The sequence below is a fragment of the Sphingomonas lutea genome, from assembly GCF_014396785.1.
GTDB lineage: Bacteria > Pseudomonadota > Alphaproteobacteria > Sphingomonadales > Sphingomonadaceae > Sphingomicrobium > Sphingomicrobium luteum.
Map to the genome: position 1 here is coordinate 1,691,805 of NZ_CP060718.1, position 19,073 is coordinate 1,710,877.

General features: G+C 65.7%; 18 protein-coding genes and 1 pseudogene. 1 reads left to right on the top strand and 18 read right to left on the bottom strand.

All coding sequences use genetic code 11. From position 1 onward, the window contains the following. Nucleotides 1–21: 21 nt before the first annotated feature. Nucleotides 22–1,218 carry an NTP transferase domain-containing protein gene (locus tag H9L13_RS08715; protein ID WP_187537348.1) on the bottom strand — a complete coding sequence of 399 codons (1,197 nt, stop codon included), beginning with the start codon at nt 1,216–1,218 and terminating at the stop codon, nt 22–24. A gap of 82 nt (nt 1,219–1,300) precedes the next feature. Here H9L13_RS08715 and H9L13_RS08720 point away from each other — a divergent pair, with 82 nt between their 5' ends. Beyond that, nucleotides 1,301–3,598, top strand: a complete 2,298-nt coding sequence (locus H9L13_RS08720) for a coiled-coil domain-containing protein (protein WP_187537349.1) — start codon at nt 1,301–1,303, stop codon at nt 3,596–3,598. A 79-nt stretch (nt 3,599–3,677) separates the two neighbouring features. On the opposite strand, the gene H9L13_RS08725 is transcribed toward H9L13_RS08720, so the two are convergent. The 17 genes and pseudogenes from H9L13_RS08725 to H9L13_RS08805 all read right to left on the bottom strand — a co-directional run bounded on the left by H9L13_RS08725 (nt 3,678) and on the right by H9L13_RS08805 (nt 19,027). Further along, nucleotides 3,678–3,938, bottom strand: a complete 261-nt coding sequence (locus H9L13_RS08725; protein WP_187537350.1) for a DUF1467 family protein — start codon at nt 3,936–3,938, stop codon at nt 3,678–3,680. A gap of 8 nt (nt 3,939–3,946) precedes the next feature. Next, on the bottom strand, nt 3,947–5,587 hold the full coding sequence (locus tag H9L13_RS08730; RefSeq protein ID WP_187537351.1) for a ribonuclease J: 1,641 nt from the start codon (nt 5,585–5,587) through the stop codon (nt 3,947–3,949). Then, nucleotides 5,584–6,369: a type III pantothenate kinase gene (locus tag H9L13_RS08735; RefSeq protein WP_187537352.1), complete on the bottom strand. Its 786-nt coding sequence runs from the start codon at nt 6,367–6,369 to the stop codon at nt 5,584–5,586. Before H9L13_RS08735 ends, H9L13_RS08730 begins: the two co-directional genes overlap by 4 nt. Nucleotides 6,370–6,397: 28 nt before the next feature. Beyond that, nucleotides 6,398–7,039, bottom strand: a complete 642-nt coding sequence (locus H9L13_RS08740; protein WP_187537353.1) for a biotin--[acetyl-CoA-carboxylase] ligase — start codon at nt 7,037–7,039, stop codon at nt 6,398–6,400. 44 nt (nt 7,040–7,083) lie between these two features. Next, a pseudogene (gene nuoN / locus H9L13_RS08745) lies at nt 7,084–8,516 on the bottom strand (NADH-quinone oxidoreductase subunit NuoN). After that, the gene (locus H9L13_RS08750) at nt 8,516–10,072 is read right to left on the bottom strand and encodes an NADH-quinone oxidoreductase subunit M (protein ID WP_187540277.1); all 1,557 of its coding nucleotides are present in this window, start codon (nt 10,070–10,072) and stop codon (nt 8,516–8,518) included. Before H9L13_RS08750 ends, nuoN begins: the two are co-directional and overlap by 1 nt. 5 nt (nt 10,073–10,077) lie before the next feature. Next, nucleotides 10,078–12,120 carry an NADH-quinone oxidoreductase subunit L gene (gene nuoL / locus H9L13_RS08755; RefSeq protein WP_187537354.1) on the bottom strand — a complete coding sequence of 681 codons (2,043 nt, stop codon included), beginning with the start codon at nt 12,118–12,120 and terminating at the stop codon, nt 10,078–10,080. After that, nucleotides 12,120–12,425: an NADH-quinone oxidoreductase subunit NuoK gene (gene nuoK / locus H9L13_RS08760; RefSeq protein WP_187537355.1), complete on the bottom strand. Its 306-nt coding sequence runs from the start codon at nt 12,423–12,425 to the stop codon at nt 12,120–12,122. Before nuoK ends, nuoL begins: the two co-directional genes overlap by 1 nt. After that, nucleotides 12,422–13,027, bottom strand: coding sequence for an NADH-quinone oxidoreductase subunit J (locus H9L13_RS08765; RefSeq protein WP_187537356.1), 606 nt, complete (start codon nt 13,025–13,027; stop codon nt 12,422–12,424). Before H9L13_RS08765 ends, nuoK begins: the two co-directional genes overlap by 4 nt. 157 nt (nt 13,028–13,184) lie before the next feature. Then, the gene (gene nuoI / locus H9L13_RS08770) at nt 13,185–13,667 is read right to left on the bottom strand and encodes an NADH-quinone oxidoreductase subunit NuoI (protein WP_187537357.1); all 483 of its coding nucleotides are present in this window, start codon (nt 13,665–13,667) and stop codon (nt 13,185–13,187) included. Next, on the bottom strand, nt 13,664–14,722 hold the full coding sequence (gene nuoH / locus H9L13_RS08775) for an NADH-quinone oxidoreductase subunit NuoH (protein WP_187537358.1): 1,059 nt from the start codon (nt 14,720–14,722) through the stop codon (nt 13,664–13,666). Before nuoH ends, nuoI begins: the two co-directional genes overlap by 4 nt. A 136-nt stretch (nt 14,723–14,858) precedes the next feature. Next, nucleotides 14,859–16,868: an NADH-quinone oxidoreductase subunit NuoG gene (nuoG, locus tag H9L13_RS08780; protein WP_187537359.1), complete on the bottom strand. Its 2,010-nt coding sequence runs from the start codon at nt 16,866–16,868 to the stop codon at nt 14,859–14,861. After that, the gene (locus H9L13_RS08785; RefSeq protein ID WP_187537360.1) at nt 16,861–17,286 is read right to left on the bottom strand and encodes a hypothetical protein; all 426 of its coding nucleotides are present in this window, start codon (nt 17,284–17,286) and stop codon (nt 16,861–16,863) included. Before H9L13_RS08785 ends, nuoG begins: the two co-directional genes overlap by 8 nt. After that, the gene (locus H9L13_RS08790; protein WP_187537361.1) at nt 17,279–17,419 is read right to left on the bottom strand and encodes a hypothetical protein; all 141 of its coding nucleotides are present in this window, start codon (nt 17,417–17,419) and stop codon (nt 17,279–17,281) included. The genes H9L13_RS08785 and H9L13_RS08790 overlap by 8 nt, the downstream gene beginning before the upstream one ends. Then, nucleotides 17,416–18,726, bottom strand: coding sequence for an NADH-quinone oxidoreductase subunit NuoF (nuoF, locus tag H9L13_RS08795; protein WP_187537362.1), 1,311 nt, complete (start codon nt 18,724–18,726; stop codon nt 17,416–17,418). The genes H9L13_RS08790 and nuoF overlap by 4 nt, the downstream gene beginning before the upstream one ends. After that, a complete protein-coding gene (locus tag H9L13_RS08800) occupies nt 18,726–18,866 on the bottom strand; it encodes a hypothetical protein (RefSeq protein WP_187537363.1) in 141 nt (46 codons plus the stop codon). The genes nuoF and H9L13_RS08800 overlap by 1 nt, the downstream gene beginning before the upstream one ends. Next, on the bottom strand, nt 18,866–19,027 hold the full coding sequence (locus tag H9L13_RS08805; protein ID WP_187537364.1) for a hypothetical protein: 162 nt from the start codon (nt 19,025–19,027) through the stop codon (nt 18,866–18,868). The genes H9L13_RS08800 and H9L13_RS08805 overlap by 1 nt, the downstream gene beginning before the upstream one ends. Nucleotides 19,028–19,073: the final 46 nt, after the last annotated feature.

Below are 19,073 nucleotides of genomic sequence, written 5' to 3' on the forward strand. Positions count from 1 at the left end.
AAGGGCGTTATCCGATCTGGGTTAACTTCGCGTCAACTCGGGGCCGAGGTGACGTGCGTGCTGGACATAAAAGAACGAGGCCGAGGCGTAGAGCAGGAGGGCGACGAGCAGGCCCGTCCAGGCGCCGAAGATCCCAAATGGGACAGCGGCCAGAATCGCATTGCGTCGCGACAGCAGCCAAATTTCACCCGGAACCCCCAAGCCGCCGCGCTCAAGCCGCATCGCTTCGGCGAACGCGATGGCGGTCAAAGCGCTGACGAGGGAGCCCCACCCAGCGCCGAAGCGCCAGTCCCACCAGGCCAGCGCGAGCAAGGCGAGTCCGGCGGCCGGCCAAAGCAAACGTCGCGTCCACATCCGCGCCGGCAGGGGCCGCAGGCGAATCGCGGCGAGACGGCGCGCGATGATGTCGAGCGGCGTCGACAGGACGAGTAAGGCAAGTCCCGTAGCCAGCCAGCCGTAGGCGAACGCGGTTGCCCCGCCGAGGGTCAGGCCGAGCGCCGCCCACATCAACCAAACCGGCCGAACATTGGTTTCGAGGAGTTGCAGGGTCGCCAATTCTTCGATCGGCGGCAGGACGAAGCGGCTCGCCCAATCCGACCGCGTGCCACGCGACGCGGCGACAAGCGATTGCTGGAAATGATCGAGCTGCTCCGCCTGCTCGACCAGCAGCGGCTCCCCGGCGCCGGTCGCGATCGGCAGGCGAAGCGCGCCTTCCTGGAGCGTTCGGCGAAGGAGCGTGGATTGCAGGTCCCAGTCGCCGAGCATTGCGGCGGTCGAGCCGAGCACGCGCGATTCGATCACGGCCACGCCCGCCCAGCGCGATTCGCCGTCGATCCGCTCGAACGCCTGATGCGCCGCATCATCGGGCAAGGTGGCGACCACCGGCTCGCCATCCTCGGCAAGGCGCCCGACCAGCTCGGCTGGCGGAGCGATGCCGTCGCCAAGCAGCAGGATCGACGAGCCGGCCTCGAACCGCGTGACGGCTTCGTGCACGTCGCTGACCGGGAACACGCCGATGCCATCAAGGCGCAGCCGTTCGAACGCGTCCTGAAGCGCTGCGGGCACGCGCTCGACGACGACGACCACCGGCGCTGCGCCGGCGGCCGCGACGCAGCGCACCTGATATTCGAGCAAGGTTCGGCCGGCGAGCGGGAGCAAGGCGCGAAGGCCGCCCGAATCGTCTTCCTGATAGGCGCCGATCAGCGCGCCGAGCGCCACGTCCCTTAATCCCCACCCTTATTGATCCGACCCTCTCTAATCGCTTTCGCCCGCGAACAAAGATGGTAAACTCACCATTGCCATGAACCCCTTCGCAAAGCGCGCCGAAGCCGAGCCGTCGTCCTACGACGCGCCCGAGCCCCTCGAACTCAACGCCGGCGATATCGCCCCGGGTTTCGACCAGCATGTTTGGGCGGAAAGCCAGCAGGAGGTGCGCGGCGCCGGTGGGCGGCAGGTGCTGGGGACGGCGCTGGCGGTGCTTGCGGTGCTGTGGATCGCTTATACCGCCTGGTCGGCGGGCGGTGCGCTGGCCGGGCAGCCGCTCTCCTCCCCGGCATTCGCGCAATGGGTCGCGGTCGCCACGGGGCCGCTGGCGCTGCTCGGACTGCTGTGGATCATGTTCGGGCGCACGCGGCGCAAGGAAGCCGAGCATTTCACGCGCTCGGTCGTCACGATGCGCAGCGAAGCGCGCTCGCTTGAGGCGCTGCTGCAAGTGCTGACGCAGCGCATCCAGGACAGCCGCAGCGAATTGTCGATGATCACCCAGCATCTGATGCAGCTGGGCGACGACGCGACGGGCAAGCTGAGCGGGCTGACGCGCGAATTCGACAGCAGCAGCGAGCGGCTGATGCAGCATGGCCAGGCCCTCGACCGCGCCGCGGACTCCGCGCGAACCGACATTGCCGTGCTGCTCGATGACTTGCCGCGCGCCGAAGCCAGCGCGCGTGCGGTTGCGGAGCAGCTGCGGACCGCGGGCAGCGAGAGCCTCGCCAAGACGCAGCAACTGGGGGCGACGGTCGATGACCTGACCGCGCGGGCGCAGAACGCCGACCAGGTTCTCGACGGCATCAGCCAGCGCCTCGCCGCGCGACTCGCGGAGATCGACACGGCGGGCGCGTCGGCGGCGATGCGGGTCAACGAGGCCGAGGCGGGCTTCTCGGGCGTGCTCGATGCGCTGCTTGAGCGCACGTCGTTAACGCTGAGCGAAATCCGCTCTGGCATCGATATCCAGTCGGCGGCGGTCGCGGCGCTGGTTGCGCAATCGTCGGCGGGGCTCGGCAAGGCCGGCGCCGAGGCGTCGGAAACATTGTCCAGCAACGTCGATCACGCCAATGCCGCGCTCGCCGACCTGTCGGGCCGGATCGCCGAGCAGGAACGCGCATCGCAGCGGATGATCACCGAGATCGACCGCGGCCTCGCACTGATCGACGAACGCTTCTCCGAGCTCGCGACGCATGGCGACGAGCGCGCCAACCGTTTCCTCGATTCGCTCACCCGCGCACGCACCGAGCTCGATACGCTGGCGGCGCAAGCGGGAACGCAGGACGAAGCGATCGGATCGCTCACCGACCGCACAGGCGCGCTGCGCGAAAGCATCGACCGGCTTGCTACCGACATCCGCGACGGTGTCGGCACCGCGATTGGCGAAGCGCAGGGCGGCACCGACCGGCTGGTCGAATCGGCCAAGGCCGCCAAGCCCGAAATCGCCTGGATGCGCGACGCGGCGGTCGAAGCCAGCGATCGCATTGCAGCTTCGGCCGGGCAGATTTCCGAACAGCAGGATCGGCTGGCAGCGTTGCTTGCCAGTGTCGATGACGGCGTGCTTGGCGCCGAGCAGAAGCTCGCCGGACTGTCGGCGGCAATCGTCGCGGCGCAGGCGGAGGCGGCGAGCCTCAGCGCGGAAACCGGGCCGGCGCTCGTCGCGGCCCTGGTCCAGGTCAAGGACGCCGCGGCGCACGCCGCCGAACGTGCGCGCGAGGCGATCCACAACGTCATCCCGGAAAGCGCGGGCAAGCTGTCGAACGAGACTCGCGCGGCGCTGGAAGGCGTGATCCGGGAGAGCATCGAGGAGCGGCTGCGCGAGGTCGAGACCGTCGCCGCGCGCGCGGTCGAGGCCGCGCGGACCGCGTCGGACCGGCTGACGCAGCAAATGCTGACGCTTGGCCAGAGCGCCGTCGCGCTCGAGCAGCATATGGAGCAGACCAGCAGCGAGCAGCGCGAGAAGGACAGCGAGGCTTTCGCCCGGCGCGTGTCGCTGCTGATCGATTCGATGCATTCGGCGGCGATCGATGTTGGCAAGATCCTGGCCGACGAGATCGACGACCGCGCCTGGGACAGCTACCTCAAGGGCAATCGCGGCGTCTTCACCGCGCGCGCTGCGCGCCTGATGGGCGGGAGCGAGACCAAGGCGCTGCGCGCACATTACGAAACCGACCTGGAATTCCAGCGGTCGGTCAACCGCTACGTCCACGACTTCGAAGCAATGCTGCGCCGCGTGATGGCGGAGCGCGACGGATCGATGATTGCGGTGACGTTGATGTCGTCCGACGTCGGCAAGCTTTACGCGGCGCTGAGCCAGGCGATCGAGCGGCGGCGCTAAGGTCCGTCCCCCTGCTTTGAGCTGGGATCCCCTCCACCATCCTTCGGATGGTCCCCCTCCCCGTCCCGGGGAGGATTTTTCAGTTGTAGAAATCGAGGTCCTCGGCGGTGATCCAGCCGTTGACCCAGTTGACGTAGTAGAGGCCGAACAGAAGCGCGGCGAGCAGCGCCGCCTTGAGCAGGTGGCGGGGCAAATCGAAGCGATGCGGTGCGCTCTCGGCCTGGCCGGGTACTCGCTCGCCGCCGATTTCCTCGGTCGTGCGCACGCCGAAGGGCAGCAGGAAGAAGGTGCTGCCGGCGAAGAACAGCAGATAGATGGCGATCATCGACGTGATCTGCATGGCGACGCCTAATCGTTGACCGCGAGCAGAGCGACGTCGACCACCGGCTTCTTGCCGGTCCACAAGGTCGCGCAGCGGCGCACCGCCAGGCGCACCGCCTCGCGCGATTTCTCTTCATCGCCGCCCGGCTTCCAGGCGCGCGCGGCAGCGTCGGTCGCGTCGGCGAGGAAGTCGTCGCGATCCTGCTCAACGGGGACGCCGAACGGCCGTACCGCGGGACTTCCGGCCAGCGCGCCGCCCCGCCCCACCGGGACGGTGACCGAGATCAATCCGCCGAACGCCATCTTGCGCCGTTCGTTGATCGTCTGCCCGTTGGCGGGAAGGATGACGTCGCCGTCGAGCACCAATTGCCCGACGCGCGCCTCGTCGATCTTCCTGGGTTCACCCGGCGCGAGGCGGATGATGTCGCCATTGACCTGGTAGATCGCCTTGGGAACGCCGTGCGCCAGCGCCACCCGCGCATGCTCGGCCATGTGCCGCGCCTCGCCATGCACGGGAATGACGATCTCGGGCCGCACCCAATCGTACATCGCCTCGAGCTCGGGGCGGCCGGGGTGGCCCGAAACGTGGACGTGCGCCTGCTTTTCGGTGACGATCTTCACGCCAAGGTCGGACAGCTGGTTCATGATCCGCCCGATCGCGACCTCGTTGCCGGGGATGATCCGCGACGAGAAGATGACCGTGTCGTCCGCGCCCAGCTTCAGTTCGTGATTGCCCGACGCGACGCGGCCGAGCGCGGCGCGCGGCTCGCCCTGCCCACCGGTGGCGATGATCAGCACTTCGCGCTTGGGTAGGCGCATGGCTTCGTCGAAGCTGATGGGCGCGGGAAAATCGCGCAAATAGCCGGTCGACTGGGCGACGCGCAGGATGCGGTCGAGCGAACGGCCCGCGACGCATACCCGCCGCCCGGTTTCCGTGGCGACGCGGCCGATGGTCTGCAACCGCGCGGCATTGGACGCAAAGGTGGTGACGAGGACGCGGCCGCTGGCCTTCGCGACCTGGGCGTGGAGACCTTCGTGAACGCCCTCCTCCGACCCGGACGGCTTGTCCTGAAAGACGTTGGTCGAATCGCACACCAGCGCGAGGACGCCGCGGTCGCCGATTTCGGTCAGCGCCTCGGTGCTCGGCGCTTCGCCGATCACGGGCGTGTCATCGATCTTCCAGTCGCCGGTGTGGAAGATATTACCGAACGGCGTTTCGATGAGCACGCCATTGCCTTCAGGAATCGAGTGCGACAGCGCGACGAAGCTGACCTTGAAGGGCCCGAGCTCGATCGTCCCGCCGCGCTCGACCTTGTTGAGCTTGACGAGGCCGGTCAGCCCCTCTTCCTCGAGCTTGCCGGCGATCAGACCGGCGGTGAACGGCGTCGCGTAGAGCGGCGACTTCAGCTCCTCGGCGAGATAGGGCAGCGCGCCGATATGATCCTCGTGGCCGTGGGTCAGGACAATGCCCGCGAGCCGTTCCTGCTGCTCCTCGATGAAGGACAGATCAGGCAGAATGAGGTCGATGCCGGGGAAATCGGGATCGGCGAAGGTCAGGCCGAGGTCGACCATGATCCACTGGCCGCGACAGCCGTAGAGATTGACGTTCATGCCGATCTCGCCCGACCCGCCGAGCGCGAGGAAAATCAGTTCTTCACCGGGAATCATCTTGCGCCGCGCACCCTGTCGTAGAGCAGGCTCAACCCCTGTATGGTAAGGTCGGGCTCAATCGCGTCGAACGCGTCGGTATGCTTGTCGAACAGCAAAGCGAGGCCGCCGGTGGCGATGACCTTCACCGGTCCGCCGAGTTCGGCCTTCATGCGCGCGACGAGGCCTTCGAGCATGGCGACATAGCCCCAATATATGCCGATCAGCATCTGATCGGCGGTGGTGCGGCCGATGACGCTCATATCGTCCTTGGGCGCTTCGATCGCGATGCGCGGCAACTTGGCCGCCGCGCTGACCAGCGCGTCGAGCGACAGGTTGATGCCGGGTGCGATGATCCCGCCGCGGTACGCGCCGTCGCTTCCGACCACGTCGAACGTGGTCGCGGTGCCGAAGTCGATGACGATCAGCTCGCCGTCGTGCTTGGCGTGCGCGGCAATCGCGTTAAGCGCGCGGTCGGCGCCGACATTGTGCGGCTCATCGACGTCGAGCTTGATCGGCCAGGCCGCGTCCCCCACGCCCGCGACCAGCGCTTCGGCGCCGAAATATTTGGACGAAAGCACCTGCAGATTGTGGAGCGCACGCGGCACGACCGTGCCGATGATCACCGCGTCGACGTCGCCGCGCGAAAAGCCTTCAAGTTCGAGCAATTGGTGCAGCCACACCGAATATTCGTCGGCGGTTCGGCGCGGATCGGTGGCGATGCGCCAGCGCGCGCGGATTTCACCGCCGTCGACCAAAGCGAAGACGAGATTGGTATTGCCGGCGTCGATGGCGAGCAGCATGCGGCCCCCTAGCCCTCGTTCATCCGCATCACAACTCGACGTCGCCGGCGCGAACGAGCTCGAGCGAGCCATCGTCGCGGCGCAAGCGCAAGGCGCCGTCGCGTTCGAGGCCATCGAACCGTCCGGCGACGAGCGAGTCCGCGCTGGCGTGCACCTTGAGACGAGTGCCGATTGGATGGGCGCGCGCAAGCCAGGCCTGAACGAGCAAGCCTAGGTCGCTGCGCCGCCACAGGTTGATCAATCGCGCGAAGCTTGCGGCAAGCAGGGGCGCGAACGCGTCCGGCGCGATCTGCCCGTTCAGGCCTGCCGCCTGCCGGTCGTCGAGCTTGGGCGGCCCCGCAAGATTGACGCCGAACCCGGCCGCGATCCGATCGTCCTGCCGTTCGAGCAGGATTCCGGCGAGCTTGCGGCCGAGGAGCAGCACGTCATTGGGCCATTTCAGCATCAGCGCCTGGCCGGGGACGGCGATGTCGATCGCTTCGATCAACGCCAGCCCCGCGACCAGCGATAAGGATTGTGCCGGCGGATCTTCCGGCTTGAGGTCGACGATGGTGCTGCCGAAAAAATTGCCGTCGACCGACACCCAGGTGCGGCCCTGCCGCCCGCGACCTGCGTCCTGCTGCCGCGCGATGAGCCAATCGCCTTCCTGCCCGGTGGCATCGTTCAGCATGTCGCTGTTCGTCGATCCAGTCAGATCGACGATCCGGATGCGGCTCAGAACAAGGTTCCCGCGGCGCGGTCCGACAGTTCGCCGAGCGGGCCGATGAGCAAATAGCCGAGCGGCGAGACGGCGATGGCGGCGAGCACGATCAGCGCGCCCTGCACTGGCTGGCGAACGCGCTTAAACGCGGGCGCCGGTTCGTCCATGTACATCACCTTGATGATCTTCAGGTAGTAATAAGCCCCGACCACGGTGCCGACGATGCCCGCGACGGCAAGCGCGATATAGCCCGCGTCGACCGCGGCGTTGAACACCAGCAGCTTGGGCCAGAAGCCGAACAAGGGCGGGATCCCGGCCAGGCTGAACATGAAGACGGCGAGTGCCAGCGCAAAGCCCGGGCGCGTTTGCGACAGGCCCGACAGGCTGGAGATCTCCTCGACCGGCTCGCCGGCCTTATCGCGCATCCACAGTACGCATAGGAACGCGCCGAGAGTCATCACGATGTAGACCGCGAGGTAGAACAGCACCGACGACGCGCCTTGCGCCGTGCCCGCGGCGAGCCCGACCATCGCGAAGCCGATATTGTTGATCGACGAATAGGCCAGCAGGCGCTTGATGTTGGTCTGGCCATAGGCGGCGACCGCGCCGAGGAAAATCGACGCAAGCGCCGCGAAGATCACGATCTGCCGCCAGGCATCGGTCGCGGGCCCAAAGCTTCCATGCAGACGCGCGTCGCTAGCAGGACGGCGGCGACCTTGGGCGCGGAAGCAAAGAAAGCGGTGACCGGCGTCGGCGCGCCTTCGTAGACGTCGGGCGTCCACATGTGAAACGGCACCGCGCTGGCCTTGAAGGCGAGGCCCGCGAGGACGAACACCAGGCCGAATAACAGGCCGAGGCTCGGCGCTTCGCGGCCGAAGGCGGCGGCGAGCCCGGTAAAGTTCATCGTGCCGGTAAAGCCGTAGAGCAGGGAGATGCCGTAGAGCAGGATGCCGCTGGCGAGCGCGCCGAGCACGAAATATTTGAGGCCCGCTTCGGCCGAGCGCTCGTCGCTGCGACGGTAGGAGGCGAGGACATAGGCGGCGAGGCTCTGCAGCTCGAGCCCGACGTAGAGCGTGACCAAGCTAGTGGCCGAGACCATCACGCTCATGCCCACGACGCTGAACAGGATCAGCACCGGATATTCGGCCGAATGCTCGGTCCCGCGCTCGAACCAGCCGTGCGCGGCGATGATCGCGACGGCGGCGGCGGGGAACATGATCGCCTTGCCGAAGCTGGCGAACAGATCGGCGGACAGCTGCCCGTAAAAAATCGGGCCGGCATGCGACGGCGCACCGATCAGCGCGACCGTGGCGACGAGCAGAAGCGCGACCGCGGCCCAGCTGACCGTCCCGGCGCTGCGGCGCCCGCCGAATGCCGCGACCATCATCAGCGCGATGCCGCCGACGGTCAGGATGATTTCGGGCAGGATGGGCGCGAACTGGTTCATCAATGCCCCTCCCCGGCTGCAGCGGGCGCGGCGCCGTGCTCCGCGCCATGCTCATCGGCGTGCGCGCCGGGATTGATCTTGAGCGCCGAATCGCCCGCCGGCGCGGCTTGCTCCAGGCGGGTCACGAGGCGACCGACATCGGCGCGGATCGGGCGCATGAAGGTTTCCGGATAGACGCCCATCCACAACACGACGACCGCGATCGGCGCGAGCAGTCCCCATTCGCGGGCCGAAAGGTCCGGCATCTTGGCCGCTTCGGGCGTCCGCGCCGCGCCGAACGCAATGCGCCAGTAGAGCAAAAGCATATAGGCCGCGCCGAGGATGATTCCGGTGGTCGCGACGATCGCGCCCCAGGTCGACACGCGATAGGTGCCGAGCAGGCTGAGGAACTCGCCGACAAAACCGCTGGTGCCCGGCAAGCCGACGCTGGCCATGGTGAACAGCATGAACAGCAAGGCGTAGCCCGGCATGTTGTTCGACACGCCGCCGTACTTCTCGATCTCGCGCGTGTGCATGCGGTCATAGACCACGCCAACGCACAGGAAGAGCGCGCCCGAGACTAGGCCGTGGCTGAGCATGACGATCATCGCGCCTTCGATGCCCTGGCGGTTCATCGCGAACAGGCCGAAGGTGACGAACGCCATGTGCGCGACCGAAGAATAAGCGATCAGCTTCTTCATGTCGCGCTGCACGAGGGCGACGAGGCTGGTGTAGACGACCGCGATCCCGCTGAGGATGAAGACGAGAGGCAAGAACTGCGCCGACCCATCGGGGAACATCGGCAGCGAGAAACGGATGAAGCCGTAGCCGCCCATCTTCAGCAGCACGCCGGCCAGGATGACCGAGCCCGCGGTGGGCGCCTGGACGTGCGCGTCGGGCAGCCAGGTGTGGACCGGCCACATCGGCATCTTGACCGCGAAGCTGGCGAAGAAGGCGAGCCATAGCCAGGTCTGCGCTTGGGGCGTGAAATCATACGCCATCAGATCGGGGATGAAGGTCGTGCCCGCGGTCTGCGCCATGTAGAGCATGGCGATCAGCATCAGCACCGAGCCGAACAGGGTGTAGAGGAAGAATTTGTAGCTGGCCTTGATCCGCTCCGCGCCGCCCCACACGCCGATGATCAAATACATCGGGATCAGGCCGCCTTCGAAGAAGATGTAGAACAGGAACAGGTCCTGCGCCGCGAACACGCCGAGCATCAGCGCTTCCATCAGCAGGAAATAGGCCATGTATTCGGGCACGCGCTTGTCGATCGCGCGCCAGCTCGCGCCGATGCAGATGGGCATCAGGAACACGCTGAGCATGATCAGCACAAGCGCAATGCCGTCGATGCCAAGCGCCCAATTGATGCCGCCGCCGAGCGAGGCGAATTCCGTGAACTGCCATTGCGGGCCTGCCGGATCGTACAGCAGCCACAGATCGATGCCGATTTCGAGGCAGGCGAGCGTGGTGATCAGCGCGATCCAGCGCGCGGCGTTGGCGCCGACGAGCAGGCACAGCACCGCGCCGACCAAGGGCACCGCGATCAGGATCGACAGCAAGGGCAGATCGCTCAGCAAGCTCATCGCGCCCACCAGATCGCCCAGCTTGCCGCGCCGATCAGGCCGAGCAGCATCACGAGCGCATAGGAATAAAGGTAGCCCGACTGCAGCCGCGCGGTGGCGCGATTGCCGATGCCCACCGCGAACGCAGCGCCATGCGGGCCGAAGCGGTCGATCGTCTTTTCATCGCCGCGGTGCCAGAACAGCCGCCCGAGCCATAGCGAGGGCCGGATGAAGATGCGCTCGTACAGTTCGTCGAAATACCATTTGTTGAGCACGAAGGCGTGGATCGCCGGGAAGGTGCGAACGAAACCGGCCGCGGCGCTCGGCCGGCGGATGTAGTTGTTCCAGGCGATCGCCAGTCCGATCATCATGACGATCGTCGCCGTCAGCTTCACCCACAACGGCACTTCGTGCATCGCATGGGCAAGGTGCGTGTCGAAGGCGATGCTGCCCTGCCAGAAGGCGACCGCTTCCTCCGCCTCGAGGAAGGCGCCGTGGAACAGCTGGCCGGCAAGCAAGGCACCGAGCGCGAGCACGCCCAACGGCACGAGCATCGACAGCGGACTTTCGTGCGGATGATAGCCCGCGGTGCCCTCGGTCGGCGTGACCTTGGCGTGGCTGCTGTCGCCGTGCTCCTCATCCGGCGCCTCGTGATGGCCGTGAACGGCGTGCTGGATGTGCTCCGACGCGGCCCAGCGCGGCTTGCCGTAGAAGGTCAGGAAGATGAGGCGCCAGCTGTAGAAGCTGGTCAGAAGCGCGGCGAAGGCGCCAATCCAGAACGCGATCGTGCCGTGCACGGTCCCCGACGCCCAGGTCGCTTCGAGGATCGCATCCTTCGACCAGAAGCCGGCGAACCCGCCGATACCCATGATGCCGACGCCGGTGATCGCCAGCGTCCCAATCATCATCATCCAGAAGGTGATCGGGATCTCCTTCCGCAGCGCGCCGTAGTAACGCATGTCCTGTTCGTGGTGCATGGCGTGGATGACACTGCCCGCGCCGAGGAACAGCAAAGCCTTGAAGAAGGCGTGCGTGAAGAGGTGGAACATCGCCGCGCCGTACGCGCCGACGCCCGCGGCGAAGAACATGTAGCCGAGCTGCGAGCAGGTCGAATAGGCAATGACGCGCTTGATGTCGTTCTGCGCGGTGCCGACGGTGGCGGCGAAGATTGCGGTCGCGGCGCCGACATAGGTGACGACGGCAAGCGCGGTCTCGCTGGTTTCGAACATCGGCGACAGGCGGCAGACCATGAACACACCCGCAGTGACCATCGTCGCGGCATGGATCAAAGCGCTGACCGGGGTCGGGCCTTCCATCGCATCGGGCAGCCAGGTGTGCAGGCCAAGCTGCGCCGACTTGCCCATCGCGCCGACGAACAGCAGCAGGCACAGCAAGGTCATCGTATCGACCCGCATGCCGGCGAAGCCGATGGTCGATCCGGCCATGCCCGGCGCGGCGGCGAGGATTTCGGAGATCGAGACCGTGCCGAACACCAGGAATGTGCCGAAGATGCCGAGCGAGAAGCCAAAGTCGCCGACGCGGTTGACGACGAACGCCTTCAGGGCCGCCGCGTTGGCCGAGGGCTTGTGATACCAGAAGCCGATGAGGAGGTAGGATGCGAGCCCCACCCCTTCCCAGCCGAAGAACATCTGGACGAGGTTGTCGGCGGTCACCAGCATCAGCATCGCGAAGGTGAACAGCGACAAATAGGCGAAGAAGCGCGGCTGGCTAGGGTCCTCGGCCATGTAGCCCCAGCTGTAGAGGTGGACGAGACTGGAGACCGTCGTCACCACCACCAGCATCACCGCGGTCAGCGTATCCACCCGCAGCGCCCAGCGCACGTCGAGCGTGTCCGACTTGATCCATTCGGCGACGGTGACCACCATCCCCTGCGTTTCGCCGCTGAGGAACTGGAGGAAGATCGGCCAGCTGAGGAAAGCAGCGACGAACAAGGCGCCGGTGGTTACCACCTTCGCGGCCGTGTTGCCGATCCACCGCCCGCCAAGGCCGGCGATGATCGCCGCCAACAACGGCAGGAAGACAATCAGCTTGATCGCCATCAGCCCTGCATCCGGTTGGCGTCGTCGACCGCGATCGAGCCGCGGCGACGGAAGAAGATGACGAGGATGGCGAGCCCGATCGCGGCTTCGGCTGCGGCGACGGTCAGCACGAACATCGCCAGCACCTGGCCGGTGAGGTCACCCAGATACGCCGAGAAGGCGACAAGGTTGATGTTCACCGCCAGCAGGATGAGCTCGATCGCCATCAGCATCAGGATGACGTTGCGGCGGTTGAGGAAGATGCCGAGCACGCCGATCGTGAACAGGATCGCGGCGACCGTGAGATAATGCGCGAGCGAGATCACAGCTCGACCCCCTCGCCGACTTGCGGGTCCATCTTGCGCACCGAATCGCGCGGGCGGCGGCGGATCTGGCGGGCGATGTTGGGCGTGCGCAAATCGCCGCGCTTGCGATGCGTGAGCACGATCGCGCCGACCATCGCGACGAGCAGGATCAGCCCGGCAAGCTCGAACGCCAGGAGGTACCGGCTGTAGAGCAGTTGGCCGAGCGCGACGATGTTGGGCTGCGCGGCCTCGGGGATCGCGCGGCCGCTGAGCGCCGGCCCAGCCTTCCAGGCGCTGACCGCAATCACGATCTCCGCCAACAGAACCAGCGCGATGATCAGCCCGAACGGCAGGTTGCGGGTGAAGCCCGAGCGCAGCGACGCGAAGTCGATGTCGAGCATCATGACCACGAACAGGAACAGCACCGCGACCGCGCCGACGTAGACGATCACCACCAGCATCGCGATGAACTCGGCACCGACGAGCAGCATCAGCCCGGCCGCGTTGAAAAAGGCAAGGATCAGCCACAGCACGCTGTGCACCGGGTTGCGCGCAAAGATGACCAGCACCGCCGAAGCGATGGTCAGCGTCGCGAACAGGTAAAAGGCGAGAATGGCGATCAAAGTGCCGAACGAGTCCCGTAGTTCAGCCCGCTCATCCTGAGGAGCCGCTGAGCAAAGTCGAAGTGGCGTCTCGAAGGACGCACGGATCCTTCGAGACGGGTCCTCGGCAAGCTCGGCCCTTCCTCAGGATGAGCGGAATTTGAAATTTCGGCGGCCATTATCTGTAGGGCGCATCGGCGGCAAGGTTGGCCGCAATGGCTTGCTCCCACTTGTCGCCGTTCGCCAGCAATTTGGCCTTGTCGTAGAGCAATTCCTCGCGCGTTTCGGTCGCGAATTCGAGGTTGGGGCCTTCGACGATGGCATCCACCGGGCACGCTTCGGCGCACAGCCCGCAATAGATGCATTTGACCATGTCGATGTCGTAGCGCGTGGTGCGGCGGCTGCCGTCCTCGCGCGGTTCGGATTCGATGGTGATCGCCAGCGCCGGGCAAATCGCCTCGCACAACTTGCACGCGATGCAGCGCTCTTCGCCATTGGGGTAGCGGCGCAGCGCATGCTCGCCGCGGAAGCGCGGGCTCTGCGGCGTCTTTTCGTACGGATAGTTGATCGTCGCCTTGGGCTTGAAGAAATATTTCAGCGTCAGCGCGTGCGCCTTCACGAATTCCCAAAGCGTGAAGCTCTTGATCCAGCCGGCGATCATGCTGCGCCTCCGTAGCGGGTGAGCATCAGCCACCCGGAAATGACGACGACGAAGACGAGGCTGAGCGGCAGGAAGATCTTCCAGCCGAGCCGCATCAGCTGGTCGTATCGGTAGCGCGGCACCGTCGCCTTCACCCAGCTGAAGACGAAGAAGAAGAAGAGGATCTTGGCGAACAGCCAGAGGATGCCCGGAATGTCGAACCAGGGGATGAGGTCGACGTTGACCGGCGGCAGCCACCCGCCCCAGAACAGCAACGCGTTGAGCGCGCACATCAGGATCACGTTGCCATATTCGCCGAGCCAGAAGAGCGCGAAGCTCATCGACGAATATTCGGTCTGGTGGCCGGCGACGAGCTCGCTTTCGGCCTCGACCAGGTCGAACGGCGTGCGGAAGGTTTCGGCCATCGAGCTGATCAGGAACACCACCGCCATCGGGAACAGCAAAGGGTTGAATCCGAAGCCGTTGAGCAGGCCGAAAATGTGCCCCTGCTGGGCCAGCACGATCGCGCTGAGGTTGAACGTGTTGGCGTAGAGCACGACGCAGATGAGGACGAAGCCGATCGATACTTCATAGCTGACCATCTGCGCGGCAGCGCGAAGCGCCGAGAAGAACGGATATTTGGAATTGGACGCCCAGCCCGCGACGATCACGCCATAAACGCCGAGCGAGCTCGCCGCGAGGATGTAGAGCAAGCCGACATTGACGTCGGCGAGCACCACGCCGGCATCGAACGGAACCACCGCCCAGACGATCAGCGCGGTGGTGAAGGTGACGATCGGCGCGATCAGGAACAGGCCCTTGTTCGCGCCCGTCGGGATGATCGTTTCCTTGAGGAAGACCTTGAGCCCGTCGGCGAAGCTTTGCAGCAGGCCCCACGGCCCGACCACGTTGGGGCCGCGGCGCAACGCCATCGCCGCCCAGATCTTGCGGTCGGCGTAGATGATCATCGCCACCGCAAGCATCAGCGGCAGCGCGATGAGCAGGATGCCCGCAATGGTCGCGATGAACCACGACCATTCGTAGGTCAGGCCGAAGTTTTGGAAGAAAGCGGTCATTGCGCCCGCTCCCACGGGATCGTTCGTGCTGGGCGGAGCGCGGAGCGCGTAGTCGAAGGGCACACTGCGCGACCGTCGTGCCAGCGCCCTTCGACTTCGCCCAGGAAGAACGGACCTTGGAGGAATTGCATGGCCATCACTCCGCCGCCTCCGCGAAGGTCACGCCCTGCACCAGCTCCTCCGAGCAGCGATGCATGGTCGGGCTGGCGCGGCAGATGGCATTGGTCAGGTAGAAATCGGCGACCGGGTAGCGCACCGGGCCTTCCGCCTTGGCGTCGAGCCTGGGCGGCGACCAGGGCAGGTCGATCAGGCCGTCGCGGCCGAGTTCGGGGTGCGCGGCGACCATCGCGGCGCGCAATTGATCGAAGCTGTCGAACGGGAGCGGCTTGCCGACAAGCCCGCTCACCGCGCGCAGGATCGCCCAATCCTCGCGCGCCTCGCCGGGCGGGAAAACGGCCTTCTCGCCGCGCTGCACGCGCCCTTCGGTGTTGACGTAGGTGCCGTGCTTTTCGGCATAGGTCGCGCCGGGCAGGACGAGGTCGGCTTGCTTCGCGCCGGCATCGCCGTGGTGGCCGATGTAGACCTTGTACGCGCCCTTGAAGCGGTCGGCCGCGACTTCGTCCGCGCCGAGCAGCAGCACGACCTCGGGCGAGGCGGCTTCGAGGTCGGCAATGCCGCCCTTCTGCGCGAAACCGAGGATCAGCCCCGCCATGCGCGATGCGGCGGTGTGCAGGACGTTGAAGCCGTTCCAGCCGTCGCGGACGAGCTTGAGTGAGCCGACCAACTCAAGCGCCGCACCGAGTGCGCCGGCGCCGAGCGCGCCCGGCCCGACGATCACTGCCGGACGTTCAGCCGCCGCGAAGGCGTCGGTCACCTCACTCGGCAGCTTGCCAAGCAATTTGAGATCATCGCCCAGCCACGTGACCTTCATGCCGAGGTCCGCTTGCGGCCCGATCGCGAAGACCTTGCCGCCCTTGCGTGCGACCTTGCGAACGCGCGTGGCGATCAGCGGCGCTTCCCAGCGGATGTTGGTGCCGATCAGCAGCACCGCATCGGCCTCCTCGATCCCCGCGATGGTCGAGTTGAACGCGACCGCCGACAGGCTGCTGGTATCGTAATCGAGCCCCGTCTGGCGCCCTTCGAGCAGGGTCGATCCCGCCTGCGCGAGCAATGCCTTGGCCGCATACATCGTCTCGGCATCGAGCAAGTCGCCCGCGACTGCCGCCACCTTTGGCCCGGCTTTCCTGAGTTTCTTGGCGAAGGCCTGCAGCGCGTCCTGCCAGCTGACTTCGCGAAGCTTGCCCTTCTCGCGCACCCACGGGCGGTCGAGGCGGCCACGGACGAGCGCGTCGGCGTGGTGCCGTGTCTTGTCGCTAATCCACTCCTCATTCACCTCGTCGTGGATGCGCGGAAGGATGCGCATCACCTGGCGCTGGCGCACGTCGAGCCGGATGTTGGAGCCGACCGCGTCCATCACGTCGATCGCCGGCACCTTGCGCAATTCCCACGGGCGAAGCTCGAAAATCTGCGGCTTCTGCAGCAGCGCACCGACCGGGCAGACGTCGGCGAGGTTGCCCGCGAGTTCGCTGGTCACGGTGCGTTCGAGGTAGGTTGTGATCTGGCTGTCCTCGCCGCGATACAGCATGCCGATCTCGTCGACCCCGGCAACCTCGGTCGAGAAGCGGATGCAGCGCGTGCACTGGATGCAGCGCGTCATCGCGGTCTTGATCACCGGGCCCATATATTTGTCGTCGACCGAGCGCTTGTTCTCTTCGTAGCGCGAGCCCGAGCGGCCGTAGGCGACCGCCTGGTCCTGCAGGTCGCATTCGCCGCCCTGGTCGCAGATCGGGCAATCGAGCGGGTGGTTGATGAGCAGGAACTCCATCACCCCTTCGCGCGCCTTTTTGACCATTGCGGTGTCGGTGCGGATCATCTGCCCGTCGGCCGCCGGCAGCGCGCAGCTCGCCTGCGGCTTGGGCGGCCCCGGCGCGACCTCGACTAGGCACATCCGGCAATTGCCGGCGATGCTGAGCCGCTCATGGTAGCAGAAGCGCGGGATTTCCTTCCCCGCCAGCTCGCACGCCTGGAGCACGGTCGCGCCCTGCGGAACCTCGAATTCGACGCCGTCGACGGTGACCTTAGGCATTTGCCACCTCAAGCTTCTCCCGGCGAAGCGCGAAATATCGATAAGCTAGTGTCGAAATTGACCACGACACCCCTGCAATGGCAGCAATCTCGTGTGGCGGCAGTCCGCTCCGGTATGTGATCAGGGCGACTATCAGCGGAACAAGGAGAAGGCCTAGGCCGCCGATCCAGCGTTTCGGAATTTGAAATTTTCGTATTTCGTTGCCGGTCAGATGATCGAGGTCGCCCCTGGCCTGCGCGATCCGCCGACCAATCTGATCACCAACCAAGTCTCCAAGCATGAGGTATAGCAACGCGGTGATGAGGTCTGCCGCAAGCCAATACGCAGCGGCCGCTCCAACTAATTCAAAAGGTAAAGCAGCCAGATTCTTTCGCAGAAAATAGGCGCGAAGGGCAATTTTAAGAGGCGTTTCAGTCATGCCGCCCCTCCAAATCGTCCTCCCGCTCGCGGTGCGTTTCGATGTGCGTAACGCGCGGATGGCTGCGCTGCGAGAGCGCGATCGCGACGATAAGCGCGAGAATGACGATGCCGGCAATGAGTCCGTAGCTCATTCCGCCGCCTCCAGCATGGTCCGCCCTGCCCGTTCGGCAATCCGCCGCTCGAGCTCCGGCCGGAAATGCTTGACCAGGCCCTGGATCGGCCACGCCGCGGCGTCGCCGAGCGCGCAGATGGTGTGGCCTTCGACCTGCTTGGTAACGTCGAGCAACTTGTCGATGTCGCCAACCGACGCGTCGCCTTCGCGCAGCTTTTCCATCATCCGCCACATCCAGCCGGTGCCCTCGCGGCACGGCGTGCACTGGCCGCAGCTTTCATGCTTGTAGAAATAGCTGATGCGGCTGATCGCGCGGACGATGTCGGTCGATTTGTCCATGACGATCACGGCCGCGGTGCCAAGGCCACTGCCGAGCGCCTTAAGCCCGTCGAAATCCATCGGCGCGTCGATGATCTCATGCGCCGGGACCAAGGGAACCGACGACCCGCCGGGGATCACCGCGAGCAGATTGTCCCAGCCACCGCGGATGCCGCCGCCGTGGCGGTCGATCAGCTCGCGGAAGCTGATGCTCATCGATTCCTCGACGACGCAGGGCGTGTTGATGTGGCCCGACAGCTGGAACAGCTTGGTGCCTTCGTTCTTCTCGCGGCCGATGCCGGCGAACCATTCGGGCGTGCGCCGCAGGATCGTCGGGACGACCGCGATGCTTTCGACATTGTTGACCGTGGTCGGACAGCCGTAGAGGCCCGCGCCCGCGGGAAATGGCGGCTTCAGGCGCGGCTTGCCCTGCTTGCCTTCGAGGCTTTCGAGCATCGCGGTTTCTTCGCCGCAGATGTAGGCGCCCGCGCCGCGGTGGACGAACAGGTCGAAATCGTAGCCTGAGCCCGCCGCGTTCTTGCCGAGCAGCCCGGCCTCATAGGCTTCGGCCACGGCGCGTTCGAGCACGCGCGTTTCCTGGATGAATTCGCCGCGGATGTAGATGTAGCCGGCACGTGCGCGCATCGCGAAACCGGCGATCAGCGCGCCTTCGATCAGCTTGTGCGGATCGTGGCGGATGATCTCCCGGTCCTTGCACGATCCCGGCTCGGATTCGTCGGCGTTGATCACCAGGAAATTGGGTTTGCCAGGCTTGGGCTCCTTGGGCATGAAGCCCCACTTCATGCCGGTCGGGAAGCCCGCGCCGCCGCGCCCGCGCAGGCCAGACGCCTTGACCTTGTCGATGATGCCGTCCTGGCCGATCGCCATCAGCGTCTTGGTGTCGTCCCAATCGCCGCGCGCTTGGGCCGCCTTCAGCCACGGCTCTTGGAAGCCATAGACGTTGGTGAAGATGCGGTCCTTGTCCGCGAGAGGCCCGGTATAGCCCATCAGATGCCGAATCCGCTGGTCATGAAGTAGAACAGGACGAGCACGATCACGCCCAGCACGACGAACTTCACCATGCCGCCAATGAATTTGATCACGACGAACGCAGCGACGACCGCGAGGAGGACGGCGAGGATTTCCATCAGCGGATCCGCTTCGTGTCGTTGCCGAGCAGCTTCATTCCGCCCCAGACGAGCAGGCCCGCCGCGGCCACCGCGAGCAGGACGCCGAACACGCCTTTTACGATCTTCCACGCGAGGATGATCAGCAGGATCGCGATGACGATCTTGGCGATGTCTTTCATCGTAAGAATTCCCCGAAACGACGTTCGTGCTGAGCGAAGTCGAAGC

Coding starts and splice junctions, on each gene's coding strand:
- H9L13_RS08800 (WP_187537363.1), bottom strand. CDS start 18,866: ATGGAAATCCTCGCCGTCCTCCTCGCGGTCGTCGCTGCGTTCGTCGTG.
- H9L13_RS08790 (WP_187537361.1), bottom strand. CDS start 17,419: ATGAGCTACGGACTCATTGCCGGCATCGTCATTCTCGCGCTTATCGTC.
- nuoF (WP_187537362.1), bottom strand. CDS start 18,726: ATGGGCTATACCGGGCCTCTCGCGGACAAGGACCGCATCTTCACCAAC.
- H9L13_RS08720 (WP_187537349.1), top strand. CDS start 1,301: ATGAACCCCTTCGCAAAGCGCGCCGAAGCCGAGCCGTCGTCCTACGAC.
- H9L13_RS08740 (WP_187537353.1), bottom strand. CDS start 7,039: ATGCTGAACGATGCCACCGGGCAGGAAGGCGATTGGCTCATCGCGCGG.
- H9L13_RS08730 (WP_187537351.1), bottom strand. CDS start 5,587: ATGATTCCCGGTGAAGAACTGATTTTCCTCGCGCTCGGCGGGTCGGGC.
- H9L13_RS08805 (WP_187537364.1), bottom strand. CDS start 19,027: ATGAAAGACATCGCCAAGATCGTCATCGCGATCCTGCTGATCATCCTC.
- nuoG (WP_187537359.1), bottom strand. CDS start 16,868: ATGCCTAAGGTCACCGTCGACGGCGTCGAATTCGAGGTTCCGCAGGGC.
- nuoI (WP_187537357.1), bottom strand. CDS start 13,667: ATGATCGCCGGCTGGATCAAGAGCTTCACGCTTTGGGAATTCGTGAAG.
- H9L13_RS08785 (WP_187537360.1), bottom strand. CDS start 17,286: ATGACTGAAACGCCTCTTAAAATTGCCCTTCGCGCCTATTTTCTGCGA.
- H9L13_RS08725 (WP_187537350.1), bottom strand. CDS start 3,938: ATGCAGATCACGTCGATGATCGCCATCTATCTGCTGTTCTTCGCCGGC.
- nuoH (WP_187537358.1), bottom strand. CDS start 14,722: ATGACCGCTTTCTTCCAAAACTTCGGCCTGACCTACGAATGGTCGTGG.
- nuoL (WP_187537354.1), bottom strand. CDS start 12,120: ATGGCGATCAAGCTGATTGTCTTCCTGCCGTTGTTGGCGGCGATCATC.
- H9L13_RS08735 (WP_187537352.1), bottom strand. CDS start 6,369: ATGCTGCTCGCCATCGACGCCGGCAATACCAATCTCGTCTTCGCTTTG.